This window comes from Escherichia sp. 93.0816 (assembly GCF_013368855.2).
Taxonomy (GTDB): Bacteria; Pseudomonadota; Gammaproteobacteria; order Enterobacterales; family Enterobacteriaceae; genus Escherichia; species Escherichia ruysiae.
Window position 1 is genome coordinate 20724 of the sequence record NZ_JABWNC020000004.1, and the last position, 22375, is coordinate 43098.

A 22375-nucleotide genomic window follows, 5' to 3' on the forward strand; every position below is an offset into this window, starting at 1 on the left:
CATGCTCTCTGCATGGCCTCCAGACCTGTCTTAGTTTTTCTTCACATGCTGGCGCGCAGCCAGTCCACGCAGAAAATAACGCAAGAATTGATCGCCGCATTCGCGGAAGTTTTTATGCTCCGGTGCACGCATCATCGCAGTAATTTCAGGCATAGAAACGCGAAACTGCTGTTCGGTGAGGATCGCCAGAATGTCATCGGTTTTCAGTGAAAACGCGATGCGCAATTTTTTCAGCACGATGTTGTTATTAATACGACGTTCCGGTTCCAGTGCCGGTGCAGACTCATCCCTGCCGCGTTTTTCGTAAATCAGGCCATTCAGGAATGAGGACAAAATAATGTCCGGACAACGTTGAAAACCTTCTTCGTCTTCTTTACGCAACCAGATGGCAATCTGTTCGGCAGTGGCTTCGACATTGCCCAGCGCCAGAATGCGCACCAGGTCGTTATTATTGGCTTTTAAAATGTAGCGCACGCTGCGCAGAATATCGTTACTTAGCATGAGGCCTTCAGGTGTTGATGAGGCAAAAAGCCATTTTAGCAGTCTTTTAAAGGCCAATCGCCTCTTTTAAGCTTTTCAGATAACGGCGGCTGACCGGCACGGTTAAGCCATTACGTAAAATTAACTCGGCCTGGCCATTATCTTCCAGGCGAATCTCCTGCAAATGCGCGAGGTTAACCAGATACTGACGATGACAACGCAGTAGCGGTGTACGACTCTCCAGGGTGCGCAAAGTCAGTTCGGTAAAACCTTCTTTCCCTTCGTGACTGGTGACATAAACACCGCTCATCCGACTGCTGACAAACGCCACATCTTTCATTTGCAGCAAATAAATCCGACTATGCCCCGTACAAGGAATAAATTTCAGCGCCTGCTGATTTTCCGGTAACAGCGAAACATCCTGCTTGCTCCGCTCCTGACGCAAACGCGCCAGCGTTTTCGCCAGTCGCGCTTCATCAATTGGCTTCAGGAGATAATCAAAGGCATGTTCTTCAAAGGCTTTAATGGCGTATTCGTCAAACGCGGTGAGAAAAACGATATACGGACGATGTTCCGGGTCGAGCATCCCCACCATTTCCAGACCGCTGATGCGCGGCATCTGGATGTCGAGAAACAGCACGTCCGGGCGCAGTTTATGCACCGCGCCGATCCCTTCCACGGCGTTTGAGCACTCGCCGACAATTTCAATATCGCTCTGTTCTTGCAAAAATACGCGCAGGTTCTCCCGTGCTAACGGTTCATCATCGACAATTAAGACTTTAATCATGCCTCGTCCCTCCATGGCAGTCGTAACGTTATTCGGGTGTAACTATCAGGCTCACAGGCGACGCTTATCCCATAGTCATCGCCAAAACGCTCACGTAAACGCTTATCCACCAGATTCATCCCCAGCCCGCTGGCATTAGTTGCCGGTTGATACAAACCGGCATTGTCTTCGATCTCCAGCATTAAATGTTGCCCTTCACGTCTTGCGCTAATTGCCACTCGCCCTGTATCCAGGAGTTGTGATGTTCCATGTTTAATAGCGTTTTCCACTATTGGTTGCAGGGTAAACGCGGGCAACTGCTGCCGGGATAACTCCTCTGGAATAGAAATGTTGACCTGCAATCGCGACTGGAAGCGCGCCTTTTCAATTTGCAGATAAGCATTCACATGTTCAATCTCGTCGGCGAGAGTAACAAACTCCGAAGGCCGCTTTAAGTTTTTGCGGAAAAAAGTGGAAAGATACTGCACCAACTGGCTGGCCTGTTCGCTGTCGCGGCGGATAACAGCTTTAATGGTGTTAAGCGCATTGAACAGGAAATGGGGATTCACCTGGGCGTGAAGCAGTTTAATTTCTGACTGGGTGAGCATGGCTTTTTGCCGCTCATATTGCCCGGCGAGGATCTGCGCCGAAAGCAATTGCGCAATCCCCTCCCCCAGCGTGCGGTTGATTGAGCTGAACAAACGGTTTTTCGCTTCATACAATTTGATGGTGCCCATCACCCGCTGATTTTCTCCACGCAATGGAATCACCAGCGTCGAACCCAGTTTGCATTGCGGATGCAAAGAGCAACGGTAAGGCACTTCGTTGCCATCGGCGTAGACCACTTCGCCGGTTTCAATCGCTTTTAAGGTGTAGGTCGAGGAAATCGGTTTGCCTGGCAAATGATGGTCGTCACCGATTCCGGTAAAGGCCAGCAATTTCTCGCGATCGGTAATGGCTACAGCACCAATATCCAGTTCCTGATACAGCACCTGTGCCACTTTCATGCTGTTCACTTCGTTAAAGCCCTGGCGCAAAATGCCTTCCGTCGAGGCTGCGACTTTCAACGCGGTGGCGGAAAAAGCCGAAGTGTATTTTTCAAACATCGCGCGTTTATCAAGCAATATACGCATAAACAGCGCCGCGCCGACGGTATTGGTGACCATCATTGGCGCAGCAATATTACTCACCAGACGCACCGCATCTTCATAAGGTCGGGCGATCGCCAGGATGATCAACATTTGCACCATTTCAGCAACGAACGTGACGGCACCTGCGGTAATGGGGTTAAAGACTTTATCAGTGCGTCCACGACGGATCAGGATGCTGTGTACCAGGCCGCCGAGCAATCCTTCGACGATAGTCGAGATCATGCAACTTAGCGCGGTCATCCCCCCCATTGAGTATCGATGTAACCCGCCGGTCAGACCAACCAGACCGCCCACCACCGGGCCGCCGAGTAAGCCTCCCATCACCGCGCCAATCGCCCGCGTATTAGCAATCGAATCGTCGATATGCAACCCGAACCAGGTGCCCATGATGCAGAAGATGGAAAAGACGATGTAGCAGAGAAATTTATGCGGCAGACGAACCGTGACCTGCATTAACGGTATGAATAATGGCGTTTTACTCATTAACCACGCAATGACTAAAAAAACGCACATCTGCTGAAGCAGCAGCAACACCAGATTAAAATCGTACATACCCGCAAACCACACTTCCCTTTAAAACGCGTAACATACATTGCCTGCGTTTAACTTTCTTTGAACTCTTGCAGAAAAATGAGAATTCGTGAGTACGATCACTCAAAATCGCCTGGCAAAAATAAAATCACCCTAACGATGAACTAAAAACGGACAAAACTACCTGGTTCGCAAATCTGCGTCTAAAGTTAAACCGGGACCTCGCGAGCATGGGTGGTAGGATGGCGCTTTACACAATTGGTGAAGTGGCGTTGCTTTGTGATATCAATCCTGTCACGTTACGCGCGTGGCAGAGGCGTTACGGATTATTGAAACCGCAGCGCACAGACGGCGGACATCGCCTGTTCAACGATGCCGATATTGACCGGATCCGCGAGATCAAACGCTGGATCGATAACGGCGTGCAGGTCAGCAAAGTTAAAATGCTACTCAGTAATGAGAATGTTGATGTGCAAAACGGCTGGCGCGATCAGCAAGAAACTCTGCTTAATTACCTGCAAAGTGGCAATCTACAAAGTCTGCGAATGTGGATCAAAGAGCGTGGTCAGGATTACCCCGCCCAGACGCTCACCACACATCTGTTCATTCCTCTGCGCCGACGTCTTCAGTGTCAGCAACCAACTCTCCAGGCGTTACTGGCGATCCTTGACGGTGTACTGATCAACTACATCGCCATTTGTCTGGCCTCAGCACGTAAAAAACAGGGCAAAGATGCGCTGGTGGTTGGCTGGAATATTCAGGATACCACGCGTCTGTGGCTGGAAGGCTGGATTGCCAGCCAGCAGGGATGGCGCATTGATGTCCTCGCCCACTCGCTCAATCAACTACGCCCGGAACTGTTTGAAGGCCGCACACTATTAGTGTGGTGCGGTGAAAACCAGTCTCCCGCCCAGCAGCAGCAACTCACCAGCTGGCAGGAACAAGGCCATGATATTTTCCCACTCGGCATTTAATGATTCGTTAACAAATGCGCTTTACTGTACAATCCTTTCGTTAACATAAGGAGTGCATTATGCGCATAGCGAAAATTGGGGTTATCACCCTGTTCCTGTTGATGGCGTTAGGCGGTATCGGTGGCGTCATGCTCGCAGGTTATACCTTTATTCTGCGTGCTGGCTGAGTCGCTGCACCAGTCGTTCAAACAGGCGGTCTACGATGATCGCCGCCAGTGCCACCAGCAACGCCCCCTGAATCACATAAGCAGTGTTAAATCCGCTAAGTCCGATGATGATGGGCGTCCCCAGCGTGCTGGCTCCTACCGTTGAGGCAATGGTCGCCGTACCAATGTTGATAATCACTGAAGTCCGCACGCCGGCCAGAATCACTGGCGCTGCCAACGGTAACTCCACTTTACGTAATCGCTGACCCCGGCTCATTCCCATCCCTTTGGCAACGTCTGTCACGCTGGCATCAATCGCTCCCAGTCCGGCAAGTGTTGCCTGTAAGATCGGTAGCACGCCGTAAAGGATCAAAGCAATAATCGCCGGTTGCTGACCAAACCCCATCACCGGAACAGCAATCGCCAGCACAGCTACGGGCGGAAAAGTCTGCCCAACGGCGGCAATGGTTTCCACCATCGGGCGAAACTCCGCGCCCCACGGGCGAGTGACAGCAATTCCGGCACCAGTACCAATGATCACGGCAAACAAACTTGAGATCCCCACCAACCAGAAATGAGCCAGCGCCAGGGCAGCAAAGCTTTCCTGCTGATAAACAGGTCTCGGCAGTTGTGGGAACAAAGCATCAAACAGTGGCTGGCTATAGGGTAGCCAGAAAATCAGCCCCACAAACAGAGCAATGAGCCAGAACAGCGGATCGCGCAACATCTTCATACGCTTACGCCTCCACCAGCAGATCCTGAAAATGCAATGTGCCGCAAGGTTTACCCTGAGCGTCAACCACCGGCAACACTTCACAACCACGAGCGACAAACAATGAGAGCGCATCGCGTAGCGTCATCTCTTCTGCCAGTGCCTCACCTTCAGCATGTTCGTTGCGGCGCACATAATCGGTCACACTACGTAACGATAACAGGCGCACGCCCAGCTCGCTGCGACCAAAAAACTGGCGCACAAAATCATTCGCCGGGCGAGTAAGCATCGCCAGCGGATTGCCCTGCTGCACCACTTCACCATGATCCATTAACACCAGATGTTCTGCCAGCCGTAGCGCCTCATCAATATCATGAGTGACCAGCACAATAGTGCGCCCCAGCAAACGGTGAATGCGCGTCATCTCTTGTTGCAACGCGCCGCGCGTCACCGGATCCAACGCGCCAAAGGGTTCATCCATCAATAAGACTTGCGGATCGGCAGCCAGTGCGCGCGCCACTCCCACACGTTGCTGCTGACCACCGGAAAGCTGATGCGGATAACGCTCGCGTAAATTCGCCTCCAGCCCCAGCAGCGCCATTAATTCATCGATGCGATCGTCAATCCGCGCCCGCGACCATTTTTGTAATTGCGGCACGGTGGCGATGTTTTGCGCCACGCTCCAGTGGGGAAATAAACCTATCGACTGGATGGCGTATCCCATCCGGCGGCGCAGCTCCAGCACTGGCAGCGAGCGAATTTCTTCTCCGGCAAAGCGGATCACGCCACTGTCATGCTCCACCAGGCGGTTAATCATCTTCAGGGTAGTGGATTTGCCGGAGCCTGATGTGCCAATCAGCACCGAGAAACTCCCCTCCTGAAAATTGAGATTGAGGTCGTTAACGGCTTTTTGTGTGCCGAACAGTTTGCTGACATGGCTAAATTCAATCATGGTTTGTTACCTTCAGCAGTGCGATAAGCAAATCGAACAACGCGTCGGTTAGCACCGCCAGTACAATCACCGGGACCACTCCCAGCAACACTAAATCAATGGCACTGCTTAGCAGCCCCTGGAAAACCAGTGCGCCAAAACCGCCAGCGCCGATTAACGCCGCAATCACCGCCATACCGACAGTCTGCACCATCACCACCCGCAGGCTGCGCAGAAATACCGGTAACGCCAGCGGTAACTGCACATGCAGGAATCGCTGCGTCCCGCTCATGCCCATCGCTGTGGCGCTCTCCAGCACGTCGCGCGGGATCTGATTCAACCCAACTACCACGCCGCGCACCAACGGCAGTAAGGCGTAAAGCACCAGCGCAATCAGTGCGGGTGTCATTCCGGTTCCTGCAACACCAAGCGTTCCGAGCCACGGAAATGCGCTGACCAGCCCGGCAAGCGGCGCAATCAACAGGCCAAAGAGCGCCACCGAAGGCACAGTCTGAATGACATTGAGCAGAGAAAAAATCGTCCCCTGCCGCGCAGTGGAAAAGTAACACCAGATGCCCAGTGGCACACCGATAGCCAGCGCAGGAAGCACCGAACCAAACAACAACGTCAGATGCTGCGCCAGCGCGTCATCGAACACATCCTGACGGTTGGCGTACTCTTTCATTAGCGAGAGATCGTTAAGCGTGCCTGAGTACAGCAGCCACAGCGGAATGATGACAATCTGTATATGCAACAACCAGCGCCACAACGGATGCATGGTGATCCGGCGGATTGCATCACTACAGGCCAGCAATGCCAGCGCCGCAGCCAGCCAGAAACCACTGCCGAGGCTGGCACGCGCCAGCGAACTGCCACTTTGCGCCAGTTGCGTCGCGGCCTTTCCTGCGCCCCATACCAGCAAGATGAAGACGAATTGCGCAAGGATGAGAGCAAAAATGCTGCCTTTTCTACCGGGAACAAAACAGGCTGTCAGCCAGGCGCAACCAACACCCACCAGCATCCAGATCGTTTGCGGCCACAGTTGCCAGAGATGACGCCCCTCACCAGAAACTAAACGGTTAGGCGCGTAACTGATAAACGGTAGCGCCGCTGCGATTGCCGTCAGCAACAGCAGCAGCACCAGAACAGGATTAATACGTAGATAAGTCACGAGAAATTACTTCGTCCACCCTTTTTGTTTCAGGTAGTCGGCAGCCACTTTTTTGGCATCCAGTCCTTCAACGGCAATGCTGGCATTCAGTTGCTGTAACGTCTTTTCATCGAGGCTGGCGAAAACTGGCTGTAGCCACTGTGCCATTTGCGGATACTCCTTCAACACCGACTCACGCACCACTGGCGCAGGCGCGTAGATAGGTTGAACACCTTGTGGATCGCTTAAAGTTTGCAGCCCCAGCGCCGCTACCGGGCCGTCGGTGCCGTAAGCCATCGCCGCATTAACGCCGGATGTTTGTTGGGCAGCGGCTTTAATCGTTACCGCCGTGTCGCCACCGGCCAGTGACAGCAACTGATCCTGACCGAGCTTAAAGTCATAGGCTTTTTCAAAAGCGGGTAAGGCATCTGCGCGTTCGATAAACTCTGCCGAGGCTGCCAGTTTGAAGGTGCCGCCCTCTTTCAGATAACGACTCAGGTCGGCAAGCGAAGTGAGTTTGTTTTTCTCTGCCACATCCTGACGCACGGCGATGGTCCAGGTGTTATTCGCAGGTGCGGGCGTCAGCCAGATTAACTTGTTTTGCTCTGCATCGAGTTTTTTGACTTTCTCGTAGCCCTGTCCGGCATTTTTCCACGCTGCATCGTTTTCATCTTTAAAGAAGAAAGCGCCATTGCCGGTATATTCCGGATAGATATCCAGTTCACCGGAAGTAATCGCCCCGCGCACCACAGGAGTCGTTCCGAGTTGCACTTTATTGACCGTCGGTACGCCGTGGCTTTCGAGTACCTGCAAGATGATGTTGCCGAGTAGCGCGCCTTCGGTATCGATTTTTGAACCGACTTTAACGGGGGAAGCCGCGTGCAGCGGCAGGCTCACGGCTGCCAACAAAACCAGTGAACCTGCCCAGACCTTTGAGAGTGGCATGATGCTTTCCTCATTCTTTTACTGTTGTTTTCAGCGAATTAAGAGAAAAGCATAGTTGATAATGGCGGAGTTAGCCTGAGCGGACGGATTCAGTTGCAGAATCAGATAAATACTTAAAGGGCGCAAACGTCGCGCCCTTACTAAAGCATTACAGCAACTCAAACTCGCCTTTCTTAACGCGTGCGGAATCGGTGCCGATAAAGACGTTGAACTTGCCTGGCTCGGCGTCATATTTCATCTGCTGATTCCAGAACTTCAGCGCATCAATGTCGATCGGGAAGCTGACAGTCTGAGTTTCGCCCGGTTTCAGGGTGATTTTCTCAAAGCCTTTCAGCTGCTTCACCGGACGGCTCATAGAAGCGGTCACATCCTGCAAATACATCTGAACCACCGTCGCCCCTTCGCGTTTGCCGGTGTTCGTCACCTGCACGCTGGCAGTCACTTTGCCGTCACGCTTCATGGTCGGGGCAGAGAGTTTCACATCAGAGACAGTGAAAGTGGTGTAGCTCAGACCATAACCGAACGGGTAAAGCGCACCGTTAGCTTCATCGAAATAGCGTGAAGTGTATTTGTTCGGCTTGTCAGCGTTATACGGGCGACCCGTATTCAGATGGCTGTAGTAAACCGGGATCTGCCCGACAGAACGCGGGAAGGACATCGGCAGCTTGCCGGACGGGTTGTAATCGCCAAACAATACATCGGCAATCGCATTCCCCCCTTCCGTACCCGCAAACCAGGTTTCCAGAATCGCGTCAGCCTGCTGATCTTCTTTCACCAGCGCCAGCGGACGCCCGTTCATCAGCACCAGCACCAGCGGTTTACCGGTGGCTTTCAGCGCCGCAATCAAGTCACGTTGGCTTTGCGGAATAGTGATATCGGTACGGCTGGAGGCTTCGTGCGCCATCCCCTGAGCTTCACCGACTACCGCCACCACCACATCAGATTGTTTCGCGGTCTGCACTGCTTCATCAATCATCTCTTGAGCAGAACGAGGATCGACTTTGACCGCTTCTTCATACTGATTCAGGAAGTCGATAATGCCTTTGTCACTGGTAACGTTCGCCCCTTTGGCATACAGCACTTTACCGTTTTCACCGACGGCATTTTTAATCCCGGTCAGTACGGTCACGGATTGATCGGCAACACCGGCTGCGGACCAGCTGCCCATCACGTCACGTTTACTGTCCGCCAGTGGCCCAACCACCGCAATGGTGGCCGATTTTTTCAGCGGTAACGTTTCGAGACGGTTTTTCAGCAGCACCAGGCTTTCTCGCGCCACTTCACGCGCTTCTTTGCGATGCAGGCGACTTTCGGCATTGGTATCCACCGGGTCAGACTCTTTCGGCCCAAGGTGGCTGTACGGATCGTTAAACAGTCCCATGTCATATTTGACGTTCAGTACGTGACGCGCGGCATCGTCCAGCTCTGCCATAGTCACTTTGCCGGATTTGATCAAACCAGGCAGATACTTCGAGTAGTACTCGTCGCTCATGCTCATGTTGATCCCGGATTTCAGCGCCACGCGCACCGCATCTTCCGGATCTGCCGCCGTGCCGTGTTTAATCAGTTCTTTGATTGCGCCATGATCGGAAACGGTGATGCCTTTAAAGCCCCACTGATCGCGCAGAACATCTTTCAGCAGCCAGGAATCGGAGGTGGCTGGCGTGCCGTTCAGCGAGTTCAGCGCCACCATCACCGCGCCGCTGCCTGCATCCAGCCCCGCTTTGTACGGCGGCATATAGTCATTAAACAGGCGCTGCGGGCTCATATCGACGGTGTTGTACTCTTTGCCGCCTTCTACCGCACCGTATGCAGCAAAGTGTTTGACGCTGGTCATCACCGAGTAGCGATCTGCCGGGCTTTTACCCTGCATCGCTTCCACCATGGTTTTACCCATTATTGAGGTGAGATACGTATCTTCGCCAAAACCTTCAGAAGCACGTCCCCAGCGCGGATCGCGCGAGACATCGACCATTGGCGCCCAGGTCATATTCAAACCATCATCTGCCGCTTCATAAGCAGAGACGCGCCCTACTGTTTTCACCGCATCGAGGTTAAAAGAAGAGGCCAGACCAAGGCTTATAGGGAAGACAGTGCGCTGACCGTGCAGCACGTCGTAAGCAAAGAAAAGAGGAATTTTCAGGCGGCTTAATTCCATCACCTGATCCTGCATGGCGCGGATATCCTGACGGGTTACGGTGTTGAAAATCGCCCCAACCTGCCCGTCTTTAATCATCTCGCGGATCGCCTCTTTCGGGTTATCCGGGCCGACGCTGATTAAGCGCAGTTGACCAATCTTCTCATCAACCGTCATTTTTTTGAGCAGCTCGGTGACGAACGCATCACGCGCTTCGGGCGTTAATGGATGGTTACCAAACAAATCATCCGCCAGTGCTGGCTGTAAGGCCAGACTTACCGCGATACCTACTGAACATAGCCATTTCATGTGGATTTTTCTTCCTTTGTTGCCCGATGTGGCAGCGAAAATGGTGCAAAAACCGTAGTTTGCCATAAGCATGATGGAGAGAGAAAAAGAATGCTCAGTTTATTGTCTGAATTTTCAAAATATTCACTCGCTGAATTGTCATACAAGGCGCTATTCTAGTTTGTGATATTTTTTCGCCACCACAAGGAGTGGAAAATGTCTTCCATGACAACAACTGATAATAAAGCCTTTTTGAATGAACTTGCCCGTCTGGTCGGTCATTCACACCTGCTCACCGATCCCGCAAAAACGGCCCGCTATCGCAAGGGCTTCCGTTCTGGTCAGGGCGACGCGCTGGCTGTCGTTTTCCCTGGTTCGCTACTGGAATTGTGGCGGGTGCTGAAAGCCTGTGTAACCGCTGACAAAATTATTCTGATGCAGGCCGCCAATACCGGCCTGACCGAAGGCTCGACGCCAAACGGTAACGACTATGATCGCGATATCGTTATCATCAGCACCCTGCGTCTCGACAAACTGCACGTTCTCGGCAAGGGCGAACAGGTGCTGGCATATCCTGGCACCACGCTCTATTCGCTGGAAAAAGCTCTCAAACCGCTGGGGCGCGAACCGCACTCGGTGATTGGTTCGTCGTGTATAGGTGCATCGGTCATCGGCGGTATCTGTAATAACTCCGGCGGCTCGCTGGTGCAGCGTGGCCCGGCGTATACCGAAATGTCGTTATTCGCGCGCATAAATGAAGACGGCAAACTGACGCTGGTGAACCATCTGGGGATTGATCTGGGCGAAACACCGGAGCAGATCCTCAGCAAGCTGGATGACGATCGTATCAAAGAAGATGATGTTCGCCACGATGGTCGTCACGCCCACGATTATGACTATGTTCACCGCGTTCGGGATATTGAAGCCGACACGCCCGCACGTTATAACGCCGACCCGGATCGCCTGTTTGAATCCTCCGGTTGCGCCGGAAAACTGGCGGTATTCGCGGTACGTCTTGATACCTTCGAAGCAGAAAAAAATCAGCAGGTGTTTTATATCGGCACCAATCAGCCGGAAGTGCTGACTGAAATCCGCCGCCATATTCTGGCTAATTTCGAAAATCTGCCGGTTGCAGGGGAATATATGCACCGGGATATCTACGATATCGCGGAAAAATATGGCAAAGACACCTTCCTGATGATCGATAAACTTGGCACCGACAAGATGCCTCTCTTCTTTAATATCAAAGGGCGTACCGATGCGATGCTGGAGAAAGTGAAATTCTTCCGTCCGCATTTTACCGACCGTGCGATGCAAAAATTCGGTCATCTGTTCCCCAGCCATTTACCCCCACGCATGAACAGCTGGCGCGATAAATATGAACATCATCTGCTGTTAAAAATGGCGGGCGATGGCATTGGCGAAGCTAAATCGTGGCTGGTGGATTATTTCAAACAGGCTGAAGGCGATTTCTTTGTCTGTACGCCGGAGGAAGGCAGCAAAGCATTTTTGCATCGTTTTGCGGCTGCGGGCGCAGCGATCCGTTATCAGGCGGTGCATTCCGATGAAGTCGAAGACATTCTGGCTCTGGATATTGCTCTGCGTCGTAACGATACCGAGTGGTATGAGCATTTGCCGCCGGAGATCGACAGCCAGTTGGTACACAAGCTCTATTACGGTCATTTTATGTGCTATGTCTTCCACCAGGATTACATCGTCAAAAAAGGTGTGGATGTACATGCGTTGAAGGAACAGATGCTGGAGCTGTTACGCCAGCGCGGCGCGCAATACCCTGCCGAGCATAACGTCGGTCATTTATATAAAGCGCCGGAGACGCTGCAGAAGTTTTATCGCGAGAACGATCCGACCAACAGTATGAACCCTGGGATCGGTAAGACCAGTAAGCGGAAAAACTGGCAGGAAGCAGAGTAAATACGGCTGGATGCCTGATGCAGATAGAGGCCTGATAAGATGCGTAAGCATCGCATCAGGCACTGGCACCTAATGCCGGATGCGGCGTAAACGCCTGATCCGGCCTACAGGCAAGCAAACTTAATCGTTCTGTGCCGTCTGCCCCGCTGCCGCCATCTGGGCAGCTTTTTGTTTTTTATAGCTCAACGCCGCAGCCGGAACAGGCATCACTTTACCAGTCTCAATCCAGGTACGCAGGCGGCTGGCATCGGCAAAATGGGTATATTTGCCAAATGCATCCATCACCACCAGCGCCACCGGTTTATTATTGATAACCGTGCGCATCACCAGGCAATGCCCTGCGGCATTGGTAAAACCGGTTTTGGTTAACTGAATATTCCAGTTATCGCGATACACCAGATGGTTAGTATTGCGGAACGGCAGGGTGTACGTCGGATTAGAGAAGGTCGCCATATCTTCACGGGTGGTACTCAACTGACCGATCAACGGATATTGTTTGCTGGCAATCAGCAATTTGGTCAGGTCACGGGCTGTCGAAACGTTATGCACCGACAATCCGGTCGGTTCAACAAAGCGCGTGTTGTTCATTCCGAGTGATTTCGCTTTCGCATTCATCGCTTTAATAAAAGCGTTATAACCACCAGGATAATGGTGCGCCAGGCTTGCCGCCGCGCGGTTTTCTGAAGACATCAGCGCCAGCAACAGCATATCTTTACGGCTGATTTCGCTGTTCAGTCGCACGCGCGAATAGACCCCCTTCATCTCTGGCGTCTGGCTGATATCCACTTTCAGTTTTTCATCCAACGGCAGTCGTGCGTCAAGCACCACCATTGCGGTCATTAATTTGGTGATTGACGCAATCGGACGCACCAGATCCGGGTGGTTCGAATAGATCACTTTGTTGGTATTCAGATCAACAATCATCGCACTACCGGAAGCGATTTCCGGCTGCGAAGCGGTGGTAGCGGCAGTCGTTTTCGCAACGGCCTGCGGTGCAAAAGGCACAGCCAGCATTAGAGCCAGGCTAAATAAAGAAACTCGAAATTTCGGCATGATGAGCATTCAGATAGTGGTTCACGCGCACGGGTTGCGCACCGCCGGAGTAAGGATTTACTGAGGCTAGCGACGCCATCATAACGAGCAAAAAGTGCGATCGTCAAAGGAGAATCGTGAGGAAATGCTGCATTGCTGACATTTACGCCAGCAATGCAACGCAAAAGAACTTTCTAGAACAGCCGATAACCGTACCCCCACAGAATAACGGTAATAGCGAGCAACACTTCCAGCACCAGTACGCCAATCGCCAGCGTCGAACTGGAGAAACTAAGACCTTCCTCTTTGTTGATATTCAGGAAGCTCGGAATACCGAGATAAAGCAGATAGCCGGTGTAAAACAGCGCCACCGAACCCACCAGCGCGCACAGCCAGACCAGCGGATAAAGCGCCACCAGGCCGCTTAAAAACAGCGGCGTCGCGACATATCCGGCAAAGACCATACAGTGCGCAAGCGATGGACGTTGCGGATATTTGCGCGCCATCCACCAGATGACTCGCCCCATCACCGCGACCCCAGCCAGCATAACGCCATAAAACAAGACAGCCAGCGCCAGTCCGGTAAACCAGGATAACTTCAGGATAGTGCCATCGCCAAAATTCCAGCCAATTTGCGTGGTGCCAATGAAGGCACAGATCACCGGAATCGCCGCCATCAGCAAAACGTGGTGGGTGTAGTGATGAGAAATCGTTTCGTTTTCACGATTAATCACCTGCATTTCACGATCGGGATGGGAAAACAGTCCCCAGACATGGCTCATACCGCCCCCTTTTTGTGAGTTGCTGAACCTGACAGTTCAAGTATAAGTCAGCTTGTGGTTATTTTTTGCCCTGTTGTGAAATTTGCGTCGCGTGATGAAACGCCTTTTTCTGCGCAAACAATTCACAGGGTGTATGCTTACAGGCAACCAAAGGGAGACTGACTGGCCTATGGATCTCAATACACTCATCTCACAATATGGTTATGCCGCGCTGGTGCTCGGCAGTCTGGCAGAGGGTGAAACCGTGACTTTGCTGGGAGGCGTTGCGGCACATCAGGGATTATTAAAATTCCCGCTCGTGGTTCTTTCTGTGGCGCTTGGCGGCATGATTGGCGACCAGGTACTTTATCTGTGCGGACGGCGGTTTGGCGGCAAGCTGTTGCGTCGTATCTCAAAACATCAGGATAAAATTGAGCGGGCGCAGAAACTGATCCAGCGCCATCCGTATCTGTTTGTTATTGGTACGCGTTTTATGTATGGCTTTCGGGTAATTGGCCCGACGCTGATTGGTGCCAGTCAGTTGCCGCCGAAAATCTTTCTGCCGCTGAATATTCTCGGCGCATTTGCCTGGGCGCTGATTTTTACCACTATCGGTTACGCCGGTGGTCAGGTGATTGCGCCGTGGTTGCACAGTCTTGATCAGCATCTGAAACACTGGGTCTGGTTGATTCTGGTCGTGGTTCTGGTGGTTGGCGTGCGCTGGTGGCTGAAACGGCGCGGGAAGAAAAAGCCGGATAATCAGGCGTAAAGCAGTTGCCACAGATAAGGCATTCACGCCGCATCCGACATCAGGTGTTCCATGCCTGATGCGACGCTGGCGCGTCTTATCATGCCTACAACATACCCATTGAAATATCCACATATCCCATTGCACTACTCCGGCTTAAACTGCGGATTCGCCAGCATAAAACCACCATCGACAATTAACGACTGCCCGGTGGTGTAATTTGCGCCTTCGGAACATAGCCAGGCCACCAGGCTGGCAATCTCATGCGTTGCGCCGAAACGCCGCAGGGGAATTGATGGTTCTGCGTCGGGCTTCACGTCGCCGTCATCCATGCCGTTCATTGGCGTGGCAATTGCACCTGGCGCGACCGCATTCACCAGAATCTTATGCCTGACCAGTTCCAGCGCCATCGCTTTGGTTAACCCGCCGAGTGCATGTTTAGCGGCGGTGTAGGCGCTGGCATCCGGCAGCGGCGTATGTTCATGTACCGATGTAATGTTGATGATGCGACCACCCTGCCCCTGTTTCACCATCTGGCGGGCAGCAATTTGCGAGCATAAAAATGCACCATCGACATCAACGGTAAAAATCTTGCGCCACTCATCAAAAGCCATATCAAGAAACGGCGCTTTGGTCATCGCTCCCGCGTTATTCACCAGCACATCAATACGCCCCAGTCGTTGAATAAGGCTCTCCAGCGCCTGCGCACCTTCTGGTAGATTGCCGAGATCCAGTTGCACCATCTCCGCACGGACGCCGTGACTAACTACCTCACGCGCGGTATCTTTTGCCCCTTCTTCATCTGAGTGCCAGGTAATGCCAATATCAAACCCTTGCTGCGCCAGTAATAACGCGCACTCTTTACCGATCCCTGAATCGGAGGCAGTAATAATCGCGACCTGTGCCATGGAGTTCTCCACTTAACGCTGAATAAACGTTAAGTATAGAAGCCGCATATCATCAGCGTTTATAGCCCCCGCCCAGCGCGCCGGTGAGTTGAACGGAGGCATCCAGCCACTGCCCCTGCAAGAGCAGACCGTTCGCCCGTTCACGCAGCGCCGGGATTCTGGCTTCGCTGACGCGGGAACCAGCAATGATGCCCGCGTTAAAGCGTGCCTGCGCCAGACCTACCACACGCAGGGCATCGCGCTCAATTTGCGCCTGATGCTGGTTTTTCTCCGCCAACGTCTGAACCTGACTGGCTGCCCGCGCCACGTCATTCACCGCCTCAACCACCGCTTTGTTGTAGCTGGCGATAGACAAGTTGCTTTCGGCTTTCGCAATATCGAGATTGGCGTTAAGACGACCGCTATCGAAAATGGGTAGCGTCAGGCCTGCCGTAACGCCCATTTGCTGCGCGGAATGACGGAACAGATCGCTTAAGTGCAATGCATCTTGTTGCAGGAAGGCCATCAGGTTTATGTCGGGGTAAAAGGCCGCTTTTGCCGCGTCGATGCTGCTTAAGGATGATTCAACGTACCAGTGCGCCGCCTGCAAATCGGCACGGCGCGCCAGCAAGGAATAACCCAGTTCATCAGGAAGATGGCTTGTCACTTCAGGCAGCACAACCGGATGCAGCTTTAAACCGCTCGTCTGGCTGTTAGTCAGCGCATTTAACCGCGCCTCAATAATTTTCATTTTTCCTGCCACATCATTGCGCTGTTGCCGGGTTTTACTGGCGTTGATATCGGTTTCCACACCTTCAACCGAAGAGGTAATTCCGTTCTGATACAACTGGCGATCGGTCGCGATAATGGTGTTCTGTTCTTTTTCGATTTGCTGTAAGACAGTGTTTAACGCCGCCTGGGTCTGCCACTCCCAGTACAGGCGAGCCACACTGCCAGCCAGCAATTGGCGGGTTTGCTCGCGTTCCGCCGCCCGTGCTTTAACCGTACCGAGGCGCGCTGTGACTTCAGCCCGATTCTTTCCCCAGATATCGAGATGCCAGCCCGCCGTTAGACCAAAAGTACCGTTGGTATACCACGGCCCGGTAGTACCTGCCGCCGGATCGGTCAGGGCAAACGGCCCCATTAACCCTTCCGCCGACATTTTTTGTCGCTCCATATCCGCAGAAAAATCGATCTGCGGACCATCCTGAGTGGCTACAGCTTTCGCCTGCGCTTCAGCCAGTTGAATGCGCTGTTCAGCCACCTGCATATCCGGTGCGTTCTGTAATGCGTTATTAATTAAGGAAGTGAGTTGATTATCGTGATATTCCAGCCACCACTGACTGTCTGGCCAACCATTTTTCAGCGCCGTGGGTAATGCGCTGTCAACTTGCGCAGCGGGCGTTTGCTGGCTTAACGCCTGGCGGGTTTCGTGCACAGGCGCACACCCAGCCAGAATGAGGAACAGCGGAAAACAGGCGATAGCTGGATAAAAGGAATCACGATTCATGGGGGAATAATCAGGTAAGAAAAGGTGCGCGGAGATTACCGTGTGTTGCAATGTATTTTTTAGTTTCGCGTGGCAATACATCAGCAGCAATAAAACGACACATTCAGAAAAATATACAGTAAGTGAATGATATCTTCCGATTTATCTTAATCGTTTATGAACAACGGCAAAGGGTTTTATTTTTTCCTATACTTATTCAGCACTCACAAATAAAGGAACGCCAATGAAAATTATACTCTGGGCTGTATTGATTATTTTCCTGATTGGGCTACTGGTGGTGACTGGCGTATTTAAGATGATATTTTAAAATTAATTAATGTCATCAGATCCGAAAATAACAAGAGTATTTCAGTCTCTCATCCTGTTGCGCTCCTGTCATGTGCATTGCTTCATATAATCACTGGCGCAAGGAGCGCGCAGGGGGCGGCCAATCGCCGCCGCCCCCTGCACCCCCGGGCTCTGGCGAACAAAATCGCCGCTGCGCGGTGCCCTCGGCTTATCCCTTGCGGCTACCGGGTCGGGCGCGAGGTAACATCCCTGTAAAACGCGCCCTCAGCCCACATCCATGTGGGCTGCCCCGGCCTCCAGGGAACGCCTCGGCGATTTTGGCGCCACCAAACAACCGTGCGGCCTATTGATAAAGAGCTAACACATTGTCAAAAAACATCACTATGGTTTTTAGAGTTTCTCGATATCAATTGCCTGAATAGCCCTTGCAATATCATGGGAATTATTCAACACCCGAACATGCTGAAATAATTCCGTTGCTTCATCGTATTCTTTACGCAAATAACTCAACCACTGTTTAATCCGCGCGACGTGATATAGCCCGGTATCGCCCTGCTTTTCCAGACGGGTATATTTTTGCAGCAAAGCAACAACCTCCGGCCACGGCATTCGCGGTTCGTTATATTTAACCACCCGGCTCAGGTTGGGAATATTCAGCGCCCCGCGCCCAATCATCACCGCGTCGCAGCCGCTGATCGCCATACATTGTTGCGCGCTCTGCCAGTCCCAGATTTCTCCGTTGGCAATCACCGGAATATTCAGCCGCTGGCGAATCTCGCCAATCGCCTGCCAGTCAATATGCTCCGCACGGTAACCCTGCTCTTTTGTCCGACCATGCACCACCAGTTCCGTGGCTCCGGCCTGCTGGACAGCATCGGCAATTTCAAACTTCTTCTCGCCGCTGTCCCAGCCAAGCCGCACTTTCACGCTGACGGGTAAATGCGCCGGTACAGCTTCGCGCATCGCTTTTGCCCCCTGGTAGATGAGTTCAGGATCTTTGAGTAACGTTGCTCCGCCGCCGCTGCCGTTAACCGTTTTCGATGGGCAGCCGCAATTGAGATCCACGCCCCAGGAACCTAATTCCACCGCACGAGCAGCATTTTCCGCCAGCCATTGTGGGAACTGTCCCAGCAGTTGTACCCGCACCAGCGTACCGGATGGCGTTCGACTGGCATTTTGTAGTTCAGGGCAAATGCGATGAAAGACTTTTACCGGCAGCAGTTGATCGACCACGCGGACAAATTCGGTGATGCACAGATCGTAGTCGTTAACTTCGGTCAGCAATTCACGCACCAGAGAGTCAAGCACACCCTCCATCGGCGCCAGTAGTACACGCATATCATCACCCGCAAAAAAATGAGGCGCTATGGTAGCGCCTCCGGTCAGCGGATTAAAGTGCTCAGCGTGGTTGCAGACAGTTATCTTCTTTCCAGCCGTATAACCACTCCATACCACGATAAAACTCTGCCTGCGATTTCCCTTTCCACAGCAGATTACGCACCTGGCGTTCTACTCCCGCAGCGTGGTATACCCGCCCCATTTCACGTGTCGACCAGACGATGCGCGCGGTGCGTGGAATACGTACCGACTCATACAGCGCAAAGGCTTGTGCCGCATCGCCGTCACATTCTGCCAGCGCCTTACCGAGCGTCACCGCGTCTTCCAGTGCCATACAGGCACCCTGCGCCATATATTGCGCCACCGGATGCGCCGCATCGCCCACCAGCGTTATGCGCTTCGTTCCCCACTTCGCCACCGGTTCGCGATCGGCAGTTGACCAGCGTCGCCATGAGGTCGGTTTATCCAGCATCTGGCGCGGGCGTGGATGAATGCCTTCAAAATAGGAGAGCACTTCCTCTTTACTGCCATCCTTCACGCCCCACTCTTCCTGCTGGCGACTGTGGAATGTTACCACCAGATTATACTGCTTGCCGCCGCGCAAAGGGTAATGCACCAGGTGACAGTGCGGCCCCGCCCACAGTACCGGCGCGTTAATACGCAAATCTTCCGGCATATCGGCACAATCGATAACCGCACGGTAGACCACATGCCCGGTAACGCGCGGCACATCGCCTAATAAGCTCTGACGCACCACTGACTTCACGCCATCACAGCCAATCAGAATATCGCCGCTCCAGCTATTGCCGCGATCGTCGAAAACGGTAACATCGTCCGGCGTCTCGCGAATATCCACGACGTTCGTAGAGGTGTGATATTCGACGTCCGGGTGGGTCAGTACCGCTTCCCACACCGAGGCATGAATATCAACGCGGTGGATCACCGCATAAGGGCCGCCGAAATGGTCACGAAAAGCCTGACCGGTTTCAATGCGCACCACTTCTTCGGCGTTTACCGCGTCCATCATAGTGATGTGATCGGTAAACACCGCGCGCTGGCGGGCAATTTCGCCGACGCCAAGGCTGTCCAGCGCCGAAAACGCGTTTGGCCCCAACTGGATGCCCGCGCCAATCTCACCAATCTCATGCGCCTTCTCCAGCAACACCACTTTGATCCCCTGGCGGGCCAGTGACAGCGCAGTTGCCGCACCGCCGATCCCGCCTCCCACAATTACTGCGCGTGTCACTTTCGTCATTATGGTTCTCCTGGTCAGGCTGAAATTTTATCTTGTTGATTTTCTGGTGCGGCAGCGATGAACGCTGGCAGCTGCGTGCAGGCGTCGTACACTGCTTTACAGCGCGGATATGCACTCAGGTCGCAGTTCATGCGTAACGCATTTGCCCATTGTGGGACAAGGCAGCAGTCTGCCAGCGTCGGCGTCTCGCCCACGCAAAATTGTCCCGACTGGCTCTGGCGCAGCAGTTGTTCCACCGCGCTTAACCCTTGCTGGATCCAGTGCGCATACCAGCGTTTTTTCTCTTCTTCACTGACGTTCAGTTCTTCGGTCAGGTAGCGCAGCACGCGCAGGTTATTCAGAGGATGAATGTCGCAAGCGATGGCATAAACAATTTCCAGGACTTTATTGCGAGCCGGTTCTTCCTGCGGTAACAGCGGAACTTGCGGGTAATGACGATCCAGCCAGTCAATTATCGCCAGCGATTGACCGAGTGACTCGCCATCATCGGTCAGCAGCGTCGGCACCAGCCCGACCGGATTCATCCGCCGGTAGGCCAGTTCGTTTTGCTGACCAATACGGATATTCACCCCTTCGGTCTGGTAATCAATGCCCTTTAGCGCCAGCGCAATGCGCACCCGGTACGACGCTGAACTATTAAAAAAACTGTACAGCTTCATCTTGCACCTCAGACAATCTTCACCGCGATAGGGGTTAAACCCTCAACGTTGCCCGTGATCACATCACCTTTCACCACCGGGCCAACACCTTCCGGCGTGCCGGTGAAGATCAGATCGCCCGGTTGCAGTTCAAAGAAGCCGGACAGGTAGCTGATGGTTTCATTCACTGACCAGATAAGATGACGAATATCGCTGCGCTGATGATCTTCGCCGTTAACCTGTAACCAGATTGGCGCGTTATCAATACCGCCGGTTTCGCTGGCTTTGTGCAGCGGCGCGATGGGCGCAGAGAGATCAAACGCTTTGCCGATTTCCCACGGGCGTCCCATCTGGCGCATCTCCATCTGACGATCGCGACGGGTCATATCAAGCCCCGTGGCATAACCCCAGACATATTCATGGGCGTTTTCCAGCGGGATATCGCTGCCCTTTTTACCAATTGCCACTACCAGCTCAATTTCATAGTGGTAGTTATCGGTCTGCGCCGGATACGGCAGCGCCAGCGTTTCGCCAGCGGCAACCGGAACAACGGCATCCGCCGGTTTGCAGAAGAAGAATGGCGGTTCACGATCCGGATCGAAGCCCATTTCGCGGGCGTGGGCAGCATAGTTACGTCCGACGCAGTAAACGCGGCGCACGGGGAATTGTTCATCACTGCCAACAACCGGTACGGTAACGGGCGCTTGCGGTTCGAATACGTATTGAGTCATTTTTTCTCTCCCAAATTAATAACGCGCTTCGCGGAACAGCCCCAGGGCTTCTTGTACCGGTCTGTCCGAAAAACTAAATAAAACGGTATCTTGCGTGGTCTGGAATGACACGCCGTGCCAGGTCGGCACCACGAAGATATCTTTTGTGGTAAAGGTGAAGGTTTCATTGCCGATAGTGACCTGCCCGCCGCCTTCCACCACGTGGTAGATGGTGCTGTCAGTAGTACGCGCCACGCGGGAGGCGAACCCTTTCGGCAACAGTTGCAGGAAAGCGCCCATCGACGGCATCGGATAGCCGCCGGTGACCGGGTTGACGTAGCGCATTTTGTAGCCATCCCACTCATCGGCATCGCCCAGGCGGGTTAAATCGTGCAGCACTTCGCGGCTTCGGTCATAACGATAGTTAAAGATCGGCGAAGAGTTCCCCGTCTGATGGCGCAGCGGCAACATATTGGCGGCATAACGCGGCAGGTAATCACCCTCTTTGCGCGTTACCGGTTGTTGCTCTTCTGGGTAATCTTCGGCAAAACCGCAGCCCAGAGTGTTCACTAATGGCAGATCCAGTCCATCGAGCCAGATAACCGGTTCGTCACCAGGGTTACCGTGATCGTGCCAGCGCCACTGCGGGGTCAGGATAAAATCGCCCTCATTCATTGGCGTGCGTTCGCCATCAACGGCGGTAAATGCGCCTTTACCTTCAACAATAAAACGCAGCGCCGACTGGTTATGACGATGGCTTGGTGCCACTTCGCCTGGCATGATCAGTTGCAAACCGGCATACAAGGTGGCGGTAATGGAGGACTGACCGCGCAGCGCCGGGTTTTCCAGCACCAGTACGCGACGCACCGCCTCTTTCGCGCCAATCAGGCTGCCACTTTCCAGCAACAATGGGCGGATCTCCTGATAATTCCAGTACGCTGGCGCGCAATTAGCGTTGGGTGTTTTCGGCACCAGATGGTGCAACGACTCCCACAGCGGGGTCAGGTTTTGCCCGGAAATATGCTGATAAAATTGCTCGCGGCTATTTTGATTGTTATCAGTCAT

22 protein-coding genes are annotated in these 22375 nt (G+C 53.1%); 5 read left to right on the forward strand and 17 right to left on the reverse strand.

The annotated features are described in order from the left end of the window. Positions 1 to 30 precede the first annotated feature (30 nt). Genes HEM79_RS06370 through btsS form a run of 3 tightly spaced genes read right to left on the reverse strand, consistent with a single transcriptional unit; the run spans position 31 to position 2949 of the window. Positions 31 to 501, reverse strand: coding sequence for a YehS family protein (locus tag HEM79_RS06370; RefSeq protein ID WP_010354036.1), 471 nt, complete (start codon positions 499 to 501; stop codon positions 31 to 33). 46 nt (positions 502 to 547) lie between these two features. Then, positions 548 to 1267, reverse strand: coding sequence for a two-component system response regulator BtsR (gene btsR, locus HEM79_RS06375; protein WP_010348973.1), 720 nt, complete (start codon positions 1265 to 1267; stop codon positions 548 to 550). Then, positions 1264 to 2949 carry a two-component regulatory system sensor histidine kinase BtsS gene (gene btsS, locus HEM79_RS06380; protein WP_105280148.1) on the reverse strand — a complete coding sequence of 562 codons (1686 nt, stop codon included), beginning with the start codon at positions 2947 to 2949 and terminating at the stop codon, positions 1264 to 1266. The genes btsR and btsS overlap by 4 nt, the downstream gene beginning before the upstream one ends. A gap of 221 nt (positions 2950 to 3170) precedes the next feature. On the opposite strand from btsS, the gene mlrA reads away from it, so the two are divergent. Then, a complete protein-coding gene (gene mlrA, locus HEM79_RS06385; RefSeq protein WP_001240390.1) occupies positions 3171 to 3902 on the forward strand; it encodes an HTH-type transcriptional regulator MlrA in 732 nt (243 codons plus the stop codon). A 59-nt stretch (positions 3903 to 3961) separates the two neighbouring features. Further along, entirely contained in the window at positions 3962 to 4069 is a 108-nt protein-coding gene (locus HEM79_RS06390) for a protein YohO (RefSeq protein ID WP_001216965.1), read from the forward strand. On the opposite strand, the gene yehW is transcribed toward HEM79_RS06390, so the two are convergent. From yehW to bglX, 5 genes are all read right to left on the reverse strand, one after another. Beyond that, a complete protein-coding gene (gene yehW / locus HEM79_RS06395) occupies positions 4050 to 4781 on the reverse strand; it encodes a glycine betaine ABC transporter permease YehW (RefSeq protein ID WP_176242192.1) in 732 nt (243 codons plus the stop codon). The genes HEM79_RS06390 and yehW overlap by 20 nt on opposite strands. 4 nt (positions 4782 to 4785) lie before the next feature. Further along, positions 4786 to 5712 (reverse strand): glycine betaine ABC transporter ATP binding protein YehX, encoded by a 927-nt coding sequence (gene yehX / locus HEM79_RS06400; RefSeq protein ID WP_176242193.1) that lies wholly within the window; start codon positions 5710 to 5712, stop codon positions 4786 to 4788. Continuing rightward, entirely contained in the window at positions 5705 to 6862 is a 1158-nt protein-coding gene (locus tag HEM79_RS06405; protein ID WP_176242195.1) for an ABC transporter permease, read from the reverse strand. Before HEM79_RS06405 ends, yehX begins: the two co-directional genes overlap by 8 nt. 6 nt (positions 6863 to 6868) lie before the next feature. Further along, the gene (osmF, locus tag HEM79_RS06410) at positions 6869 to 7786 is read right to left on the reverse strand and encodes a glycine betaine ABC transporter substrate-binding protein OsmF (RefSeq protein ID WP_065227243.1); all 918 of its coding nucleotides are present in this window, start codon (positions 7784 to 7786) and stop codon (positions 6869 to 6871) included. Between the two features lie 148 nt (positions 7787 to 7934). Then, positions 7935 to 10232, reverse strand: coding sequence for a beta-glucosidase BglX (gene bglX / locus HEM79_RS06415; protein ID WP_000871476.1), 2298 nt, complete (start codon positions 10230 to 10232; stop codon positions 7935 to 7937). 195 nt (positions 10233 to 10427) lie between these two features. Between bglX and dld the strand changes: the two genes are divergently transcribed. Beyond that, on the forward strand, positions 10428 to 12143 hold the full coding sequence (gene dld, locus HEM79_RS06420; RefSeq protein ID WP_085460934.1) for a D-lactate dehydrogenase: 1716 nt from the start codon (positions 10428 to 10430) through the stop codon (positions 12141 to 12143). A 120-nt stretch (positions 12144 to 12263) separates the two neighbouring features. Here dld and pbpG read toward each other — a convergent pair whose 3' ends face one another. Further along, positions 12264 to 13196, reverse strand: coding sequence for a D-alanyl-D-alanine endopeptidase (pbpG, locus tag HEM79_RS06425; RefSeq protein ID WP_010347193.1), 933 nt, complete (start codon positions 13194 to 13196; stop codon positions 12264 to 12266). Between the two features lie 173 nt (positions 13197 to 13369). Then, positions 13370 to 13957: a Yip1 family protein gene (locus tag HEM79_RS06430; RefSeq protein ID WP_176242197.1), complete on the reverse strand. Its 588-nt coding sequence runs from the start codon at positions 13955 to 13957 to the stop codon at positions 13370 to 13372. 169 nt (positions 13958 to 14126) lie between these two features. Here HEM79_RS06430 and HEM79_RS06435 point away from each other — a divergent pair, with 169 nt between their 5' ends. Continuing rightward, positions 14127 to 14705, forward strand: a complete 579-nt coding sequence (locus tag HEM79_RS06435) for a DedA family protein (protein WP_010356678.1) — start codon at positions 14127 to 14129, stop codon at positions 14703 to 14705. A gap of 125 nt (positions 14706 to 14830) precedes the next feature. Here the strand turns inward: HEM79_RS06435 and HEM79_RS06440 are convergent, their stop codons facing one another. Both HEM79_RS06440 and mdtQ read right to left on the reverse strand, forming a co-directional pair. After that, entirely contained in the window at positions 14831 to 15592 is a 762-nt protein-coding gene (locus HEM79_RS06440; RefSeq protein ID WP_176242199.1) for an SDR family oxidoreductase, read from the reverse strand. Between the two features lie 52 nt (positions 15593 to 15644). Then, positions 15645 to 17081, reverse strand: coding sequence for a multidrug resistance outer membrane protein MdtQ (gene mdtQ, locus HEM79_RS06445; RefSeq protein WP_176242201.1), 1437 nt, complete (start codon positions 17079 to 17081; stop codon positions 15645 to 15647). A gap of 223 nt (positions 17082 to 17304) precedes the next feature. Here mdtQ and yohP point away from each other — a divergent pair, with 223 nt between their 5' ends. Beyond that, entirely contained in the window at positions 17305 to 17388 is an 84-nt protein-coding gene (gene yohP, locus HEM79_RS06450) for a small membrane protein YohP (protein ID WP_000691708.1), read from the forward strand. A 371-nt stretch (positions 17389 to 17759) separates the two neighbouring features. Here the strand turns inward: yohP and dusC are convergent, their stop codons facing one another. The 5 genes from dusC to gtdA form a co-directional block, all read right to left on the reverse strand. After that, the gene (gene dusC / locus HEM79_RS06455) at positions 17760 to 18707 is read right to left on the reverse strand and encodes a tRNA dihydrouridine(16) synthase DusC (protein WP_001525051.1); all 948 of its coding nucleotides are present in this window, start codon (positions 18705 to 18707) and stop codon (positions 17760 to 17762) included. Between the two features lie 61 nt (positions 18708 to 18768). After that, positions 18769 to 19962 (reverse strand): 3-hydroxybenzoate 6-monooxygenase, encoded by a 1194-nt coding sequence (locus tag HEM79_RS06460; protein ID WP_000170159.1) that lies wholly within the window; start codon positions 19960 to 19962, stop codon positions 18769 to 18771. A 14-nt stretch (positions 19963 to 19976) separates the two neighbouring features. Further along, entirely contained in the window at positions 19977 to 20621 is a 645-nt protein-coding gene (gene maiA / locus HEM79_RS06465) for a maleylacetoacetate isomerase (protein WP_176242203.1), read from the reverse strand. A gap of 8 nt (positions 20622 to 20629) precedes the next feature. After that, positions 20630 to 21331: a fumarylacetoacetate hydrolase family protein gene (locus HEM79_RS06470; RefSeq protein ID WP_000196041.1), complete on the reverse strand. Its 702-nt coding sequence runs from the start codon at positions 21329 to 21331 to the stop codon at positions 20630 to 20632. A 15-nt stretch (positions 21332 to 21346) separates the two neighbouring features. Continuing rightward, a complete protein-coding gene (gene gtdA / locus HEM79_RS06475; protein WP_176242205.1) occupies positions 21347 to 22375 on the reverse strand; it encodes a gentisate 1,2-dioxygenase in 1029 nt (342 codons plus the stop codon).

Coding starts and splice junctions, on each gene's coding strand:
- HEM79_RS06370 (WP_010354036.1), bottom strand. CDS start 501: ATGCTAAGTAACGATATTCTGCGCAGCGTGCGCTACATTTTAAAAGCC.
- btsR (WP_010348973.1), bottom strand. CDS start 1,267: ATGATTAAAGTCTTAATTGTCGATGATGAACCGTTAGCACGGGAGAAC.
- btsS (WP_105280148.1), bottom strand. CDS start 2,949: ATGTACGATTTTAATCTGGTGTTGCTGCTGCTTCAGCAGATGTGCGTT.
- mlrA (WP_001240390.1), top strand. CDS start 3,171: ATGGCGCTTTACACAATTGGTGAAGTGGCGTTGCTTTGTGATATCAAT.
- HEM79_RS06390 (WP_001216965.1), top strand. CDS start 3,962: ATGCGCATAGCGAAAATTGGGGTTATCACCCTGTTCCTGTTGATGGCG.
- yehW (WP_176242192.1), bottom strand. CDS start 4,781: ATGAAGATGTTGCGCGATCCGCTGTTCTGGCTCATTGCTCTGTTTGTG.
- yehX (WP_176242193.1), bottom strand. CDS start 5,712: ATGATTGAATTTAGCCATGTCAGCAAACTGTTCGGCACACAAAAAGCC.
- osmF (WP_065227243.1), bottom strand. CDS start 7,786: ATGCCACTCTCAAAGGTCTGGGCAGGTTCACTGGTTTTGTTGGCAGCC.
- bglX (WP_000871476.1), bottom strand. CDS start 10,232: ATGAAATGGCTATGTTCAGTAGGTATCGCGGTAAGTCTGGCCTTACAG.
- dld (WP_085460934.1), top strand. CDS start 10,428: ATGTCTTCCATGACAACAACTGATAATAAAGCCTTTTTGAATGAACTT.
- pbpG (WP_010347193.1), bottom strand. CDS start 13,196: ATGCCGAAATTTCGAGTTTCTTTATTTAGCCTGGCTCTAATGCTGGCT.
- HEM79_RS06430 (WP_176242197.1), bottom strand. CDS start 13,957: ATGAGCCATGTCTGGGGACTGTTTTCCCATCCCGATCGTGAAATGCAG.
- HEM79_RS06435 (WP_010356678.1), top strand. CDS start 14,127: ATGGATCTCAATACACTCATCTCACAATATGGTTATGCCGCGCTGGTG.
- HEM79_RS06440 (WP_176242199.1), bottom strand. CDS start 15,592: ATGGCACAGGTCGCGATTATTACTGCCTCCGATTCAGGGATCGGTAAA.
- mdtQ (WP_176242201.1), bottom strand. CDS start 17,081: ATGAATCGTGATTCCTTTTATCCAGCTATCGCCTGTTTTCCGCTGTTC.
- yohP (WP_000691708.1), top strand. CDS start 17,305: ATGAAAATTATACTCTGGGCTGTATTGATTATTTTCCTGATTGGGCTA.
- dusC (WP_001525051.1), bottom strand. CDS start 18,707: ATGCGTGTACTACTGGCGCCGATGGAGGGTGTGCTTGACTCTCTGGTG.
- HEM79_RS06460 (WP_000170159.1), bottom strand. CDS start 19,962: ATGACGAAAGTGACACGCGCAGTAATTGTGGGAGGCGGGATCGGCGGT.
- maiA (WP_176242203.1), bottom strand. CDS start 20,621: ATGAAGCTGTACAGTTTTTTTAATAGTTCAGCGTCGTACCGGGTGCGC.
- HEM79_RS06470 (WP_000196041.1), bottom strand. CDS start 21,331: ATGACTCAATACGTATTCGAACCGCAAGCGCCCGTTACCGTACCGGTT.
- gtdA (WP_176242205.1), bottom strand. CDS start 22,375: ATGACTGATAACAATCAAAATAGCCGCGAGCAATTTTATCAGCATATT.